A 14,607-nucleotide genomic window follows, 5' to 3' on the forward strand; every position below is an offset into this window, starting at 1 on the left:
CAATGGGATGCACCGTATTCGCCGAGAAAATGGGATGGTTCCACAAGGGCAGTGACGGCAAGGGCATCGCGCCGGGTGACGTTTGTTTGACACCGCCGCCACCCCCGGCAGGCCCCCTGCCCGTCCCCTATGTCAACATGCTGTTCGCCAGCGATCTGACAAAGGGCAGCAAGAGCGTCAAGGCCGACGGCAATCCGACGTGCCTGGAGGACGTTTCGGAGATCGCGACAAGCACGGGCAATGAGCCAGGCACGCAAGGCGGTGGGGTCATAACGCACAAGACCAAGGGCAAGGGCAACTTCACGCTCTGGTCCTTCACGGTGAAAGTCGAAGGCAAGGGCGTCTGTCGCCATGGCGATCCGCTACTCCAGAATGAAGCCAGCAGACCGCCGAACTGCACCGCACCCGGCGCGCTTGTGATCCTGAAAGCGGCGCTTGGCAGCGATTATCGCAAGAGCAAATGCAAGACGCCCTACGACAGCGACAAGCACCGCCCGAGCATCAAACAACCCCAGAAGGACGAGGTTTACGGCAAGCAGTGCTGGGAGTGCGCAAAACAGATCCGTGCAGGAAAGCGGGCCAAGACACCAGGCGGCAAATGGATGCGCGAGGAGGACTACGGCAAGGCCGATTCCGGTGGGAAAAAACGCTACAAAAACCGTGATCGAAAGAAAATGACACCGGATCATCAGCCGCCTCTGAACCGTGCATGGGAACTCGGCGGCTGCCATCTCAAACCGTCGCCTGACGCGTTCAAGGAACTCATGAGCAAGCCTGAGATGGTGAGGCCGCATTGTCGCGCGCACTCCAACACACAAGGCACAAAGGTCTCCAAGATTGGCGCCAGCATCAGAGCCGGGCGCTCCTAGAGGGGAATGGAGATGGATAAACGCTACAAGGAGATTCAGGCGCGATACCTCGCTGAAATGCGTACGATCCTGCCCGCGGTCATGGCCTGGTGGAAGGCCCACGCTGTTCGTGATCCGTCCGAGCTTGTCGGTTCGGTTCCACAGAATGATTTCGAAGCTCGGTGGCCGGCCGGACCGACTGCTCACCCTCGGGTTCTCCATGTCTTTCGCAAGTACTTCCTCGAGATCGATACCCTGAATCTCGATAACGAAAGCCGCGAGCCCCCCCGCGGCGGCGAGACAAAGGAAAGCGACTGGGGGACGGATGGAGAGACCGAGGAGGTCGATTTCCAGCTTCCGATTGACCTGCTGGTCGATGATCTGCCCAACGTCGCACCCGATGTCTATGAACTGGTCAGGGGCCTTGTTTTCGTACCCATCGGTCAATCTCCCGACGAGGAGTTCTGCTGAGATGGCCTTCAAGATCGTGCACAATGTCGAGAAAGCCGTGCGCCAATTGCTGGGTGCGCCAACCGATCTTTACGGAGAAATTCCCGATCAAGGCCGGGAAAGACCGCTCGCCGATGCAACCGACGCGCACAAACGCCTCTATGCCCAATATGTCGCGGACTTTGCGACGACATACGAGATTGGCGATGCGTGGTGGCAAGATTGCGTCGAAGCCTTCGTCTCGGACGGCTACAAAAGATCGGAAGCGATTGATCTGGCCTATGACAAGCGACTTGCCGGACCCGCCTCCGCGTCCGAGGTTGTCTGGTTCTTTCGCACGTACTGGCTGTCGTTCGACGAACTGAACCGAACCCTTCCGCCGGGCGACCGCGTTCCACCGCAAGTCGCCATGCTGGGCTGGCTGGTCGAAGGAGGCCTCAAGGACTATGTACGCCTGCTCACCTGCATGCCGTACTGGCCGATCGGGCTCGACGAGAACGGTAACTGGAGCTGAGTCATGGCCTTTGACGTCTGGCTCGAAAACCGCACACCCTTTGCTGCCGCGACCCACGTGCAGTTGAATGCGGACGGTCAGGAAGTGCTTGTGGCCATGCTCTCGGCGAGCTTCGAGTCGCCAGAGTCAAACGGCGCACTGCGACCGGCCGACGAGCAGTTGCCGGTCACGTTCGGTGACGTTCCGTTCGGCAACCCGACCCTGTCCTCCAACAGATACGAGGCAGACATCGCCCCGGTGAAGCCCGCCGCGGAAGTGATCGTCAACGCAACGGCCTATGCCACAAACGGCAGACCGGTGCGCGAGATGCAAGTGGGTCTGAGCATAGGCAATGTGCGCAAAGTGCTGAACGTCGCCGGCGATCGCATCTACGATGCCGGCAGCTACAGCGCGCCGCATCCTTTCAGGACGATGCCGATCGTCTACGAGCGCGCCTATGGCGGCACGACGCAGGATGGGAGAGTCGAACCACGCAATCCGGTCGGCGTCGGGTTCCATCATGCCGCTTCGGCGGATCCTGCCGTCAGGACACAGGCGCCGAACATCACTTATCCAGGCGAGCCGGTCTTGAGCCCTGCCGACCGGCCAAGGCCGGCAGGATTTGCAGCACTGGGCCGTGGCTGGCAGCCGCGGCTCGGCTTTGCGGGCACCTATGATCAGAACTGGGTCGACACGCAATGGCCGTTGCCGCCAAAGGATTTCGATCCGCGACACCACCTTTGCGCACCGGCAGATCAACAGTTGCCGCGGCTTACCGGTGGTGAGGAAGTGTCGCTCGTCGGCCTCACACCGACGGGACGCTGGAGCTTCCGACTGCCGCGGATCACGGCACCGGTGAGGTTGATTTATGACGACAGGGTAGTGGTACACGCCTTTGCGCCGGACACTGTAATCATCGAGCCGGACCTTTGGCGCGTGACGCTGAAGGCACGCCTGTCCTTCGTGACGCGCCGCAACGCCCCGGCGTTGCGTGAGATTGTTTTCGGCCATGTCACGCCAGCACTGCTTTTGGCACGACGTAAGCGCAAAGAGTATCTTCTCCCCTCGGCGGCGACGGCACGCTGCGCGATCAGCCGGTCTGGCAGCCATGAAGCGGCCGCTCTATGTCGCAGGCGCCGGTGCGGTCACCGCGGCAGGGTTAAACGCGCGGCAGACCATTGCAGCAATTCGCGCGAGCCTCTCCGCCTTCGAGGAGACGGTGCTAGCCGACCCGCTCGGCGCCACTCAGATCGTCGCACGCATTCCCTCCCACCGGCGCTTGCGTCCAAGCAATGGCGTCTGGCTGGTCAATATGGCCGCAAGAGCCATCGGCGAAGCGTTGCAAAGCGGCAAGATCGCATCCGAGGGGACCGCTATTTTGCTGACACCACCCGAAAGCTTTCGCAATCACCCGGCCTATGGTGACATTGCCCCGTCGGCTTTCTTGGCGGCGGTGATGTCGGCGACCGGACATAAATTCCACCCGGCATCACGGGCAACCGACGGCGGCGCGGCCGCAAGCATTGGCCTGCTCGAACGCGCATTGGAAATGATGGAGCAGCAAGGCGTCGAGCAGGTTCTGCTCGGTGGGGTCGACAGTCTCGTCAACGACACGGATTTCGCTCGACTGGGGCAGGCTGGGCGCCTCAAGGGAGAAGACAACGCACAAGGCCTTGTTCCGGGCGAGGCGGCGGCCTTCGTCCGGCTGACGCGCAGCCCGGAAGGAAATGCGCCCGTCCATGCCGCCATCCACGGCGTGGGCCTGGCCCAAGAAACAGACAGCGTTCTTTCCGAACGCTACAGTCAGGGTCGCGCCTTGCTCGGCGCCTTGCGCGATGCCGTGACCGGATCGGGCCCATCAGAGCCCGACATCGATTTTGTCATCAGCAACAGCAATGGCGAGCGCTACAGCGGTTGGGAGCAGTTGATCACGCGGCCACGCTTCTACCGCACGCGCCGCGAGACGCTGCCCACCGCTTTCCCCGCCATGACCATCGGCGACATCGGCGCTGCCGGCGGGGCGCTTGCGCTGATGCTGGCTGCCGACAGTTTCCTCAATGACTACGCGCCCGGAAAGACCGCCGTCTGCGAACTCGCCTCGGAGAACGGCCTGCGCGCCGCGGCGGTGATGGCCCGGATGACCCGGCGCTGAAACTCACATCCAGGCTGGAAAGCGGCGGGTGACGCGCCAATCGGCAAGCGGCGTGTCAGCTGTGGCCAGTGCCGCGCGCAACGCGTTGAGCCGCAACAGGCGCATCGACCGGAAAGGTCGATGATCGCGCCCACCGCGTCCCTCGTCCCACCATGCCTTGACCTTGTCGGCCACCGGGAGCGCGGCGTCGTCCAGATGGGCGAAATCCTTGCCGAGCAAAGCCGGGTCGACGACAAAAAGGTCAGTGTCGCCGAAATCAACCTCGAACAGGTCGCGAAATGCCGCACCGGCGGCAACGACAAGTTCCGGCTCGCGCATTTTTTCGATCAGCCAGGGCATCACCGCGCGATCGCCAAACAGGCCTACCGACGCTGTCGCCACGCCGCGAAGCGCGGGCTGCTCCAGGTGCTTCTGCAGCCAGCCCTTGCCGGCCTTCGCCGCACTCGTCAGCAGGCGGATTTCGATCGCCGCCGCCGCAAGCCCCGGTTCCGTCAGCACGATCTTGTCGATGACGGGATGGGCGGACCGCGTTTCGCCAAGCAGGCAAGCGGCCAAGGCCGCCGTCAAGCGTTCCTTCGGCGTCTCTCCGTCAAGGCCGGTCAGCACGGACGGCAGGACGTCGCGGCGCTTGATGGCGCCGGCGAGCCTGACAGCGCGGCTGCGTACCTTTGCGTCGGAATGGTTCGCCAGGTCGGGAAGACGCGGCCCCGGATCCACGCGATGGTGCCAGAGCGCCGATAGGCCGAGGCAGCACTGCAGTGCATCCCGGCTGTCCAGCCATTTCGCCACCAGCGGCCGCAGGTTTTCACGCGGCGTGCGCGCGATCGCGGCGGAAAGGCTCGACAAACCATGCTCGCCCAGCGTCGCGGCACTGTTGAGAGCGACTTCGATCAGATCGGCATCCCCCCAACGCAATGCCAGTGCGCCAATCACGAAAAGCTCACCCGGTTCGGCATAGTCCGTGAACCTGGCTTGGGCAGCTTCCCAGCCGGCTTTGCCGGCAGCCATGAGCCCTTCGAGATTGGCTTCGAGACGCTGGTCGATCCGGCCGATATCCGTCTCATCAAGGATAGGGCCATCGATCTCCCGGCGACGGCGAAGCCAGAGGAAAGCCGCATCTTCGGCGTGCTGATCCACGATGGCGGCGATCGTCGCGACCCGATGCATCGGCAATGCCTCAGTTGAGGTGCACGGCCCCGCCGCGAATACGGTTGGTCCCACTCGCCTGGCTGGTCAACTGGGTACCGCGAATGGTCACGCGGCCGTCCTTCTCCAGAATGATCGACGCCAGACCGCAGCGCAGTTCTATGCGTTCTTCGCCGCTGATGACGATACGATCGCCTTCGCGCACAACCGACAGTTTCCTCTCCTTGTGCGCCGGATCGACGATGCGTCCGACGACCAGCGGTCGCGTCGGATCCCCCTCCTCGAACAGGAGCGCCAGCTCCGAACCGATCGCCGAAACATCCAGTTCGGTCAGGCTGCGCGCGGCAATCGCCGTCTCGCGCGGATTGCCGACGAAGACCACCAGCGGCGCTCCGCCCTCAAAACCGATGAGCAGGCCGATTACGACGCCGTCGATGCGATCCAGCACTTTCATGATGACGCCCTCAATTGTTGTTGATCGTGCTTCCCTTGACGATCACGTCGCCGTCGGCCTTGACGGTGATCTTGCCGCTGCCCTTGAGTGTAATGTCCTTGCCGTCGGCGACAATGGTGCCGTCCTTTTTCATCGTGATCGTCGCGTCACCGCATTTGAGCGTGATGGAGTCGCCAGCTTCGATCACCAGATTCTTGCCAACATTGATCGAACTGTCTTCGGCAATCTGGATACCGCTGCCCTTGCCGACCTTGAGAGCATGCGCTCCGCCGACATCGGTGGCGTCGTCGGCGCCGATCTTGGCCGTTCGTGCCTTGCCTATCTCGGACGATTGCGCCCCGCCGACAGCGAAACTCTGATCGGCGCCGACATTGACGCTTTGCGCCGCCGCAATATTCCAGCTGTCGGCCGCCCCGATGTCGTGGCTCTGCGCTGACCCTACAGTGACCGACCGTGTCGCGCCGATGGTGTTTGTCTGCGGCCCGCCAACGCTTCGCGTCTCGGATGCACCGACCGTGTCGATGCGGGCAGCGCCCACGGTGACGGTCTGGACAATCCCCACCGTCTGCGAGTGGTTGGAGCCGATCGTCTCCGTCGAGTTCGAACCGATACCTATCGTCTCATTCGCCCCCACCGTCAGCGAGCGGTTCTTGCCCACCGTCTCGGTGTCGTTGTTGCCGATATTCGTGGTCTGGTCGACGCCGACCTTGACCGTCTTGTTGTTGCCGACGTCCTCGTCGAGGTTGTGGCCGACGGAATGCTTGGCATCGTGGTCGATGCGGTCGGACTGGTCGTGCTGGACGAGCTTGGTGCGGTCGTGCTTGATCAGAAGGTTGTGGTCCTTCTGCGCCTGAAAATTGACCAGTTCCGAGCCGGCCTTGTCCTCGAACATCAGCTCGTTGTAACCGCCGCCGCCTTTCGAGGAGTTGGATTTCCAGCCCGATTGCGTTGCGTTGCCGGGCAAGCCATACGGCGGCATCTGCGAGGCGTTGTAGACCCTGCCAGTGATGATCGGCAGGTCAGGATCGCCTTCGAGGAAGTCGACGATCACCTCTTGGCCGATGCGCGGTATCTGGATGAAGCCCCAGCCGCTGCCGGCCCAGGTCTGCGAGACACGCACGAAGCAGGAACTGTTCTCGTTCTTCTTGCCGAGGCGGTCCCAGTGGAACTGCACCTTCACACGGGCATATTTGTCGGTGAATATCTCCTCGCCGGAAGGACCGACCACCGTCGCCGTCTGCGGCCCGCGCATGATCGGCCGCGCCGTGATCCGCGGAGCGCGGTAGGGCAAGGCAGTCGGCGCGACACCCAGCACGATCTTGTAATTCTCGCTGTGGGCCTCGTTCTGGGTCCTGTAGCCCGGATCGAACAGCCTGTATTCGGCGCTGATCACCAGATACTCCTGGTTCTGGTCATCGCGCGGAAAGCTTTCCAGCTTGAATGTACAGCCGGAATGGAGGCCGCGCACGGTTCCGACCGCGGTGATGCGCTGGTGCACGGCCTGGAGTTCCTCGCGCCGGATACCGGCCAGGGTGTCGCCGCGCCCAACATCGAGATGCGCCCCGGGCTGGCGATAATTCTCGCCGGAGGCTTCCTTGTGGCTGAACGGCTGGGCGGACTTCGCCATCAGATCGGCGCCAGGCTTCTTGAAATCATAGTCGGTATGGGCATAAGCCCCCGGCCGCACCGAACTGCCCGGAATCCATTCGGTGATGTATTCGACGTCGCGCCGCGAACCCTGCCCCTCGAAATTATAGAGTATCTTCTCGTAGCCCGGCGCCGGCTTCAGCTTGCTCATCGTATCGCACAGAACGAGCGTGTGCTTGCCCTCGTCATGCTCGAAGAAATAGAAGATGCCTTCGTGCTCGAGCAGGCGCTGCACGAAATCCAGGTCGCTCTCGTCGAACTGCACGCAATATTCGCGCGAGGGGTACGACCCTTGCAGCCGCTTCTCGAATTTCGCCGTACCGTATTTCGAGAAGATCTTTTCGACGATCTCGACGGCGGTCATGTTCTGAAAAATCCGGCAATCGGTGGTGTTGCCGAGAAACCAGAGCCACGGCCTGACGACCGCTTCGTAGTAGGCCAGCCGGTCCTCGATGCGGGTCAGGCGAAACTCGGACACCAGGCCGCTGAACCAGCGTTTCGGATCGGATTCGCCTTCAACCGAAACCACGCCGCCCAGCATCTTCAGCGGATCGATATCCGCCTTGGGGCTGACGAAGCCGACCGTATAGGCGAAGCAGCGGCTGATCTCGTCGCGCCCGACAAGATGCGTGAAGGTCAGGTCGGCGCCGGCCGGCGTCTGCACAACCGTGGCACGTTCGTTCGGCATGGGTCGTGCCCCTCCTGGACGCGGCCGCCGGCGCGGTGGATTTGAAGTTCCCGCCAGCTCATCGGGAACTTTTCAGGGCCCGCCGCACCAGGCCATGTTGAGCCTACCACATGTTGTCGCGCCTACCAAAGAGCATGCACGACAGCAAAACCTTACCATGTCGATGCATCGGCTCGAAACGCCGCTGTCCTGTTGGATGTGCAAACTGCTAGAATGTGGAGTATCGGTCAGCATTCGGTGGCGATCCTGGATGTATATCAGCCTGCAAATCAACAATGTCGACGCCTTGCCGCCTGGCCTCTCGACCGGCTACGCGGCGCGGGATCGCAGCTTCGAAATCGGACGCGATGCCTGCGACTGGACCTTGTCGGACCCGACAAGTTCATCTCGGGACGGCATTGCGAGGTCCGCTACGAGGCAGGCGCGTTCTGGCTGCACGACATCTCGCGCAACGGAACCTACATCAACGGATCAAACCAGCGCATGACCGGCCCGCATCGGCTGGGCAATGGCGACCGGATGCTGATCGGCCGCTATGTCATCTTCGTCTCGATCGACGAGGAGCGCGCCGCGACAGGTCATCCCGGCCACGGTGCGACGCAGCGCGAAATGTCCGTCGCGGCAGGCCGGCCGGCGGAATTCGGAGATGGGCCGTTCTTCGATCCCGCGGGGCAACGGTCCGGGCAGCGGGGTGCGGCGTCAACGTTCCCGTCGCAACCGCTTTTGCCCTCGACCAGGGACGAAGTGCTGCGGGAAATCGCGATCGCGGCCGGCATCTCGCCGGAACTGCTGCAAGCGCGCGACCCGCATGAAGTTGCCGCCGAAATCGGTACGGTGCTGCGCACGGTGGTCGAGGAACTGACCTTGCTGCTGAAAGCGCGCGCGGCGGCGAAAATGCTGGCCAAGAGCACGCAGCGAACGATGATCAGCGCCGCCGACAACAATCCCCTGAAATTCGTTCCTGCAACCGACGACATCCTCGAAATCATGTTCGCACGGCGCCGGGCCGGCTATCTTGATGCCAGGCGCAGCATCGAAGATGCATTCCGAGATCTGAAGACGCACGAATTCGCCACCTATGCCGCCATGCAGGCCGCGCTGTCGCGGCTGCTCGACGACCTGTCTCCCGAAGCGATCGGAAGAAAGCTTCCGCCGACGTCGTTCTCGTCGAAGAAGAGCCAGGCCTGGGACGCTTTTGTCGCGACCTGGCGAACCATGGAGGAAGCGCACGAGAACGGCATGCTGGACATATTCCTGGCCTATTTCAGCGAAGCCTACGCCAAGGCCGACAAGCAGAAATAGGCCGGCATTCGGTTCCAATCGAGAGTTTCTGAGATTACGATCGCATACGACAATTCGCCAAGCGGGTAAGGCTTATCGACCTGGGGGTCTGCGGCAAATGTCATCATACGGCGGGATAGTAAGGTGTAGCCGACCGTCCTCAAGACACTGCCCTGGTCGTCAGGGCCTGCCTTTGTTTTACCCGATCGCGAGCGGCCTTGCGCCTGTCCGGCAAGAGCGCGGGTGCCGGGCGTGGACGGACGATCGGCCATGAACTCGAAAGACGATCCTTTCGGCCCGGCGGGCAAGACCGTCATTCGCGCCACGCCACGGCGGGAGCGAAAGCCGGCGCCGGTCGCTCAGGAGCCCGTCGCGGATGGCGGGCATCCCTCGCCGGTCAAGGAATCGACCGTGTTCGATCCCGGCGTCGGCCGACATACACCGCCGGGCTGGACGTCGGGGACCGTGATCTATCAAGGAACACCTCCAGTAACGGCGCCGACGTCGGCTCTGCGGCAGGAGACCCTGCTCAATGTCACCGACAGTGTCCGATATTCCGCGGCAAACCCGATCCTTGCCGCGGCCGCACCGTTGCTGATGCTGTTCGGCCAGCTCAGGCTTATCTCTGTCGAGAGACAGGCGGAGCCGTTGGCCGAACATGTCACGGAGGCGATCGACAAGTTCGACCGGGTACTGGAGAAAGCAGGCGTTGCCGAAGAGGATGCGCGGATTGCGAAATTTGTCCTGTGCGAAACCGCCGACGATCTCATGGGGAATCTGCCCTGGCCACGCAAGGACGCCTGGGCACAGCACAGCATGTTGTCGCAGTTCTTCCACGTCGAGCCCGACGGCACGGGCTTTTTCGAAGCGCTGAACAAGGTCCTGGCCAGCCCGGAGGCCCATTACGACCTGCTCGAACTGATGCATGTCTGCCTGTCGCTGGGGTATGAGGGCCAGTATCGCGGCCTGACACGCGAGGACAGCAACCTCGAACGCGTTCGGCGCGACGTCTACGAAACGCTTCGCTATTTCAAGCCTCGCGCGGACGAAGACATCTCGCCTCGCTGGCAGGGCCTGGCGACGACGATGACGCAGTCGTGGACACGCCTGCCGCTGTGGGCCGTGGCGGCAGCGGCGTCGGCACTGCTGACGGCGGCATTTTTCGCACTGCGGGTCTTCATCACCAATGAAGGCGACGCTACCGCTGGTGAATTGCTGGCACTCAACCCATCGACGCCGATCGCCATCGAGCGCGCCAGCGTGGCACCGTTGGCCGAGCCGGCGAAAGTCGTCACCCCTCCCGCAGCCACCACCACGCAGATCGATCGCATCCGCTCGGCACTGGCCAAGGACGTCGACGCCGGCGGGCTGACCGTCGGCACGAAGGGCGACTTCATCGTGGTGGAAATCAGCAATGTCCTGCTGTTCCAGTCCGGCAGGGCCGATGCGAAACCAGAGTTCCAGCCGATAGCCGCCGATATCGCAGCCGCCCTGGAACCCGAGCGCGGCCCCATCAGGATCGTCGGCCACACGGACAATGTGAAGCCGCGAAAATCGAGCCCGTTCAAGTCCAACTTCGACCTTTCCGTCGCCCGGGCGAAGGCCGTCGAGACCATGATGGCGCCGAAGTTCAGCGATCCTTCCAGGCTGACGGTGGACGGCAAGGGCGAGGACGAGCCAATCGCCGACAATGCAACAGCGGAAGGCCGCGCCAAGAACCGCCGTGTCGATGTGATGATCGCCAAGGAGGAAAAGTTGTGAGCAGGGCCGGTTGGAAGCGGCCATGACGCGTTGGCTGCTGCGGATATTCAGCATGATCGCGCTGGCCGGTTTTGCGGCGGCAGTGTGGTTTGCCGGACCTTTGGTCCGCTTCGCCGACAGCCGTCCTCTCGAACCTACCTGGCTGCGTTCGGCAATCATCGGTGTGATCGTGGCGGCCGTGACGCTCTTCTACGGATTGCGTTTCTGGCGGATGCGCAAGGCGCAAAAGGCATTGGAGATCGCCGTTGCCCGCAATGACGACGGGGATAGCGACTCGCAGGTGCTCGAGGCGCGGATGAACGAGGCGATCGCCGCGCTCAAACGGTCGAGCGGCAAGCGCAATTTCCTCTATGAGATCCCCTGGTACATCATCATCGGTCCGCCCGGCGCGGGCAAGACAACGGCGCTCGTCAATTCGGGCCTGAATTTTCCGCTGGCCGGTTCAGGCGATGCCCAGCCGGTCGCCGGTGTTGGCGGAACACGCGCCTGCGACTGGTGGTTTACCGACGAGGCCGTGCTGATCGACACCGCCGGACGCTACACGACGCAGGATTCCAATGCTCAGAGCGACAGTAAGAGCTGGCGCGCCTTCCTGTCGCTGCTCAAGAAATATCGCCCACGGCAACCGATAAACGGCGTCATCCTGGCGATCAGCCTTGCCGATCTCATCGGCCTCGACGATCAACAGCTTGACGCCCACGTCGTCGAGATCCGCAGCCGTCTGCGGGAAATCCACGAGACGCTGAAAATCCAGTTTCCAGTCTATCTGCTGTTCACCAAGGCCGATCTTGTTGTCGGCTTCATGGACTACTTCGGCGGTTTCGACGAGCCCCGCCGGCGCAAGGTCTGGGGCGCGACATTCCAGACCGCCGATCGCACCAGGAACATGGCGGCCGAGGCCCCGGCCGAATTCGATGCGCTGGCAAGACGGCTGGTCGAGGAGATGCCCGACCGCCTCCAGGAAGAGGCTGACCCGGCCGCGCGCATATCCATCTTTGGCTTTCCGGCGCAGTTCGGGCGCTGAAGGGCCGAATTGCGAGTTTTATCGCCGGCCTGTTCGATCCGGGCCGCAGCCAGGTGAATGCCAGCCTGCGAGGACTCTACTTTTCGTCAGGTACGCAAGAGGGAACGCCAATCGACCAGGTGTTGGGCGCGATCGGCCGCAGCTTCGGCAGCAATTCCCGCGCCCATCTTTCCGGAACCGGCAAAAGCTTCTTCTGCATGATCTGTTGACGGGCGTCATCTTTGCCGAATCCGGTTGGGTCTCGTATGACAAATCGGCGGCAAGGCGGGCGGCGGTCGCCAGATTTGCGGGGTTTTGCGCCATCGCATTGATCGCCGCGGCGGCGCTCGGAACGCTCGCCCTGAGCTTCACGGCCAACCGGTCGCTGATCGCCTCCACCACGCAGGCCATGGGCCAGTATCGCACGACGGCGGACACACTGCTCAAAAGCACCGAGGTGACCGATGTCGACCTCGAAAACGTCATCGGCCCGCTCGACCAGTTGCGTGATCTGCCGGCCGGGTTCGAAACCGCCGACATGCCGACACCGATCGAGGAGACGTTCGGCCTCAGCCAGCGGGAGCGACTGCTTTCGGCGTCCAAGACGGCCTACCGGCAAGCGCTGGAACGCATGTTCCGGTCACGCCTGCTGATCCAGGCCGAACGGACGATCCAGGCCAAGATGGCCGATCCCGCCGCGCTCTACGAGCCGTTGAAAATCTATCTGATGCTCGGCGGCAAGGCGCCGAAGGTCGACGACGCGTTGATCGTTTCGTGGATGAAGCAGGATTGGGAGCAGAACCGCTATCCAGGCGAAAACAACCGCGCCGGACGCGAGCAGCTCGAAAAGCATTTGCGCGCCATGCTTGCCCTGGACGACGCCTATGATCCGGTTTTCGAACTCAACCAGCCGCTCGTCGAAGCCGCTCAACGCTCGCTCGGGCGCATGAGCCTTGCCGACCGCGCCTCCGCATTGATCAAGTCGGCGGTCTATTCGGCAGCGCTGGAGGATTTTTCGGTTTCCGTCAAAGGCGGATCGGAGGCGCAACTGCTGTTCGAACGTGTCGACGGCGGCGATCTGTCAGGTCTGCGCGTTCCCGGCCTCTACAGTTGGAACGGCTTCAACCATTTCTATCTCGGACAGCTCTCGCATATTGCGCAGATGCTGGTCGACGACCAGTGGGTGCTCGGCGGCGGTGGTGAGCAAGGCGGCATCGACCAGGAATTGCTCAAGCTCGGCCCCGAACTTCTCGATCGTTATGGGAAGGAGTTCGCAACGGCGTGGAACAGCGTTCTCGACGGGTTGAAGTTCAAGGCGATGCTGAAGGACAAGCCGCACTATGTCGTGCTTTCCGCCGTCGCCTCGCCCAGCTCGCCGATCGAACAGCTGTTTACGGCGATCGCCGACGAAACCGCCCTGACGCGCGATGCTGCTTCCGGCAAGGATTCAGGCACAGGGGGTGAGGCCGGCACGGTTCAAGTCCAGTCGCAAGACGCGGCAAAGATGGCCAAGGGGCTGGCTCGCATCGGCATACAAATCGCCACCGGAAAATCGCAAAGCCGCGCCGGCACAGGATCCGCGGCAGCGCAGAACCAGAATCCCGGGGCCAACATCGAAGCGCAGTTCAAATCGTTCCAGGCCCTGGTGAGCGGTCCTGCAGGACACCGCCCGATCGATGCCTTGACCCAGAATTTCCGCGACATCTACCAGAGCCTGCAACTGGCGACCGACGTTCCCTCGCAGACGGAGCGCGTCAACGCCAATCTGCAGCTGCAGATCGCCACGCTTCGCGCCAATGCCTCGCGACTGCCCAAGCAACTCGCCAGAATGATCAATGCGACGGCGAACGAGTTCGAAGGCAACGTCACCGAAACCTCGGTGGCGAATTTGAACCAGATGCTTGACCAGGCGGTCACGGCTGCCTGCGAGGCGGCCGTCAACGGCCGTTATCCGTTCGCCGGCAATGGCACCGAGGACATGGCGATGGCGGATTTCGCGAAGCTGTTCGCCCCGGGCGGGCTGCTGGACCGGTTCTTCGCGCAAAATCTCGCATCGCTGATCGACATGAGCGGTCAGGACTGGAGCTGGAAGCAGGATGCCCGCTTCGGCCGCGACCTGTCGAAATCGACGCTGAAAGACTTCCAGCTGGCGGCCGAAATCCGCAGCGCCTTCTTTCCCCAGGGTGGTTCGGCGCCCTCGGTCAGCATCACCTTCACGCCGTTCTCTCTGCATGGCGATGCCGATGCGGCGGTGCTCGATGTCGATGGTCAGACGGTCCAGAGCAACCAGGCGAGCAATGCGCCAAGCATAGTGACCTGGCCGAGCGGAGCGGCCTCAGGATCCGCCAGTCTAAGCCTGACGCCGGAGCTGCCGGGCCGTGAATCCAGCATCAAGTTCAAAGGGCCATGGGCGCTGAAGCGGCTCATGGACAAGGCGACCATCACCGGCACCGACAGCAATGTCCAGGCGCGCTTCGTGATCGGCGGGCGCGACGTCACCTATACGATCCAGACCGGCTCCGGCCCCAGCCCCTTCCTGCTTCCGGCACTTTCCGATTTCAGCTGCCCGAAGGCGTTTTGAGATGGGCTCGATGCTTTTCAACGCGTCGACACCCGGCATGAGCCGCAGGCGCCCGGACCTTAATTTCGATACTTTAATGGTCGAGCCTGTGGCAGACTGCCGT

General features: G+C 62.6%; 11 protein-coding genes and 1 pseudogene. 9 read left to right on the forward strand and 3 right to left on the reverse strand.

Annotated elements, in window-relative coordinates; translation table 11 throughout:
• Positions 1-29: 29 nt before the first annotated feature.
• Genes AC0V8S_RS32420 through AC0V8S_RS32440 form a run of 5 tightly spaced genes read left to right on the forward strand, consistent with a single transcriptional unit; the run spans position 30 to position 3,943 of the window.
• The gene (locus tag AC0V8S_RS32420) at positions 30-869 is read left to right on the forward strand and encodes a DUF4150 domain-containing protein (RefSeq protein ID WP_183456791.1); all 840 of its coding nucleotides are present in this window, start codon (positions 30-32) and stop codon (positions 867-869) included.
• A 12-nt stretch (positions 870-881) separates the two neighbouring features.
• Positions 882-1,319, forward strand: a complete 438-nt coding sequence (locus AC0V8S_RS32425; RefSeq protein WP_183456789.1) for a hypothetical protein — start codon at positions 882-884, stop codon at positions 1,317-1,319.
• Position 1,320: 1 nt separating this feature from the next.
• Positions 1,321-1,812: a hypothetical protein gene (locus AC0V8S_RS32430; protein ID WP_183456787.1), complete on the forward strand. Its 492-nt coding sequence runs from the start codon at positions 1,321-1,323 to the stop codon at positions 1,810-1,812.
• A 3-nt stretch (positions 1,813-1,815) separates the two neighbouring features.
• Positions 1,816-3,216: a DUF2169 family type VI secretion system accessory protein gene (locus AC0V8S_RS32435; protein WP_475435608.1), complete on the forward strand. Its 1,401-nt coding sequence runs from the start codon at positions 1,816-1,818 to the stop codon at positions 3,214-3,216.
• Complete coding sequence (locus AC0V8S_RS32440) at positions 3,131-3,943, forward strand: hypothetical protein (RefSeq protein ID WP_475435610.1); 813 nt, start codon at positions 3,131-3,133, stop codon at positions 3,941-3,943. Before AC0V8S_RS32435 ends, AC0V8S_RS32440 begins: the two co-directional genes overlap by 86 nt.
• 3 nt (positions 3,944-3,946) lie before the next feature.
• Here the strand turns inward: AC0V8S_RS32440 and AC0V8S_RS32445 are convergent, their stop codons facing one another.
• Positions 3,947-4,876: a hypothetical protein gene (locus tag AC0V8S_RS32445; protein ID WP_475435611.1), complete on the reverse strand. Its 930-nt coding sequence runs from the start codon at positions 4,874-4,876 to the stop codon at positions 3,947-3,949.
• 39 nt (positions 4,877-4,915) lie between these two features.
• On the opposite strand from AC0V8S_RS32445, the gene AC0V8S_RS32450 reads away from it, so the two are divergent.
• Positions 4,916-5,128 carry a hypothetical protein gene (locus tag AC0V8S_RS32450; RefSeq protein WP_475435613.1) on the forward strand — a complete coding sequence of 71 codons (213 nt, stop codon included), beginning with the start codon at positions 4,916-4,918 and terminating at the stop codon, positions 5,126-5,128.
• Here AC0V8S_RS32450 and AC0V8S_RS32455 read toward each other — a convergent pair.
• Entirely contained in the window at positions 5,121-5,543 is a 423-nt protein-coding gene (locus AC0V8S_RS32455) for a DUF6484 domain-containing protein (RefSeq protein WP_432421197.1), read from the reverse strand. The genes AC0V8S_RS32450 and AC0V8S_RS32455 overlap by 8 nt on opposite strands.
• Positions 5,544-5,553: 10 nt before the next feature.
• Positions 5,554-7,878: a type VI secretion system Vgr family protein gene (locus AC0V8S_RS32460; RefSeq protein WP_475435615.1), complete on the reverse strand. Its 2,325-nt coding sequence runs from the start codon at positions 7,876-7,878 to the stop codon at positions 5,554-5,556.
• A 213-nt stretch (positions 7,879-8,091) separates the two neighbouring features.
• Between AC0V8S_RS32460 and tagH the strand changes: the two genes are divergently transcribed.
• From tagH to tssM, 3 genes and pseudogenes are all read left to right on the forward strand, one after another.
• The gene (gene tagH / locus AC0V8S_RS32465; protein ID WP_475435617.1) at positions 8,092-9,180 is read left to right on the forward strand and encodes a type VI secretion system-associated FHA domain protein TagH; all 1,089 of its coding nucleotides are present in this window, start codon (positions 8,092-8,094) and stop codon (positions 9,178-9,180) included.
• Positions 9,181-9,429: 249 nt separating this feature from the next.
• The gene (gene tssL, locus AC0V8S_RS32470) at positions 9,430-10,920 is read left to right on the forward strand and encodes a type VI secretion system protein TssL, long form (RefSeq protein ID WP_475435618.1); all 1,491 of its coding nucleotides are present in this window, start codon (positions 9,430-9,432) and stop codon (positions 10,918-10,920) included.
• A gap of 22 nt (positions 10,921-10,942) precedes the next feature.
• A pseudogene (gene tssM, locus AC0V8S_RS32475) lies at positions 10,943-14,504 on the forward strand (type VI secretion system membrane subunit TssM).
• The last annotated feature ends 103 nt before the right edge of the window (positions 14,505-14,607 follow it).

The sequence above is a fragment of the Mesorhizobium oxytropidicola genome, assembly GCF_056174625.1.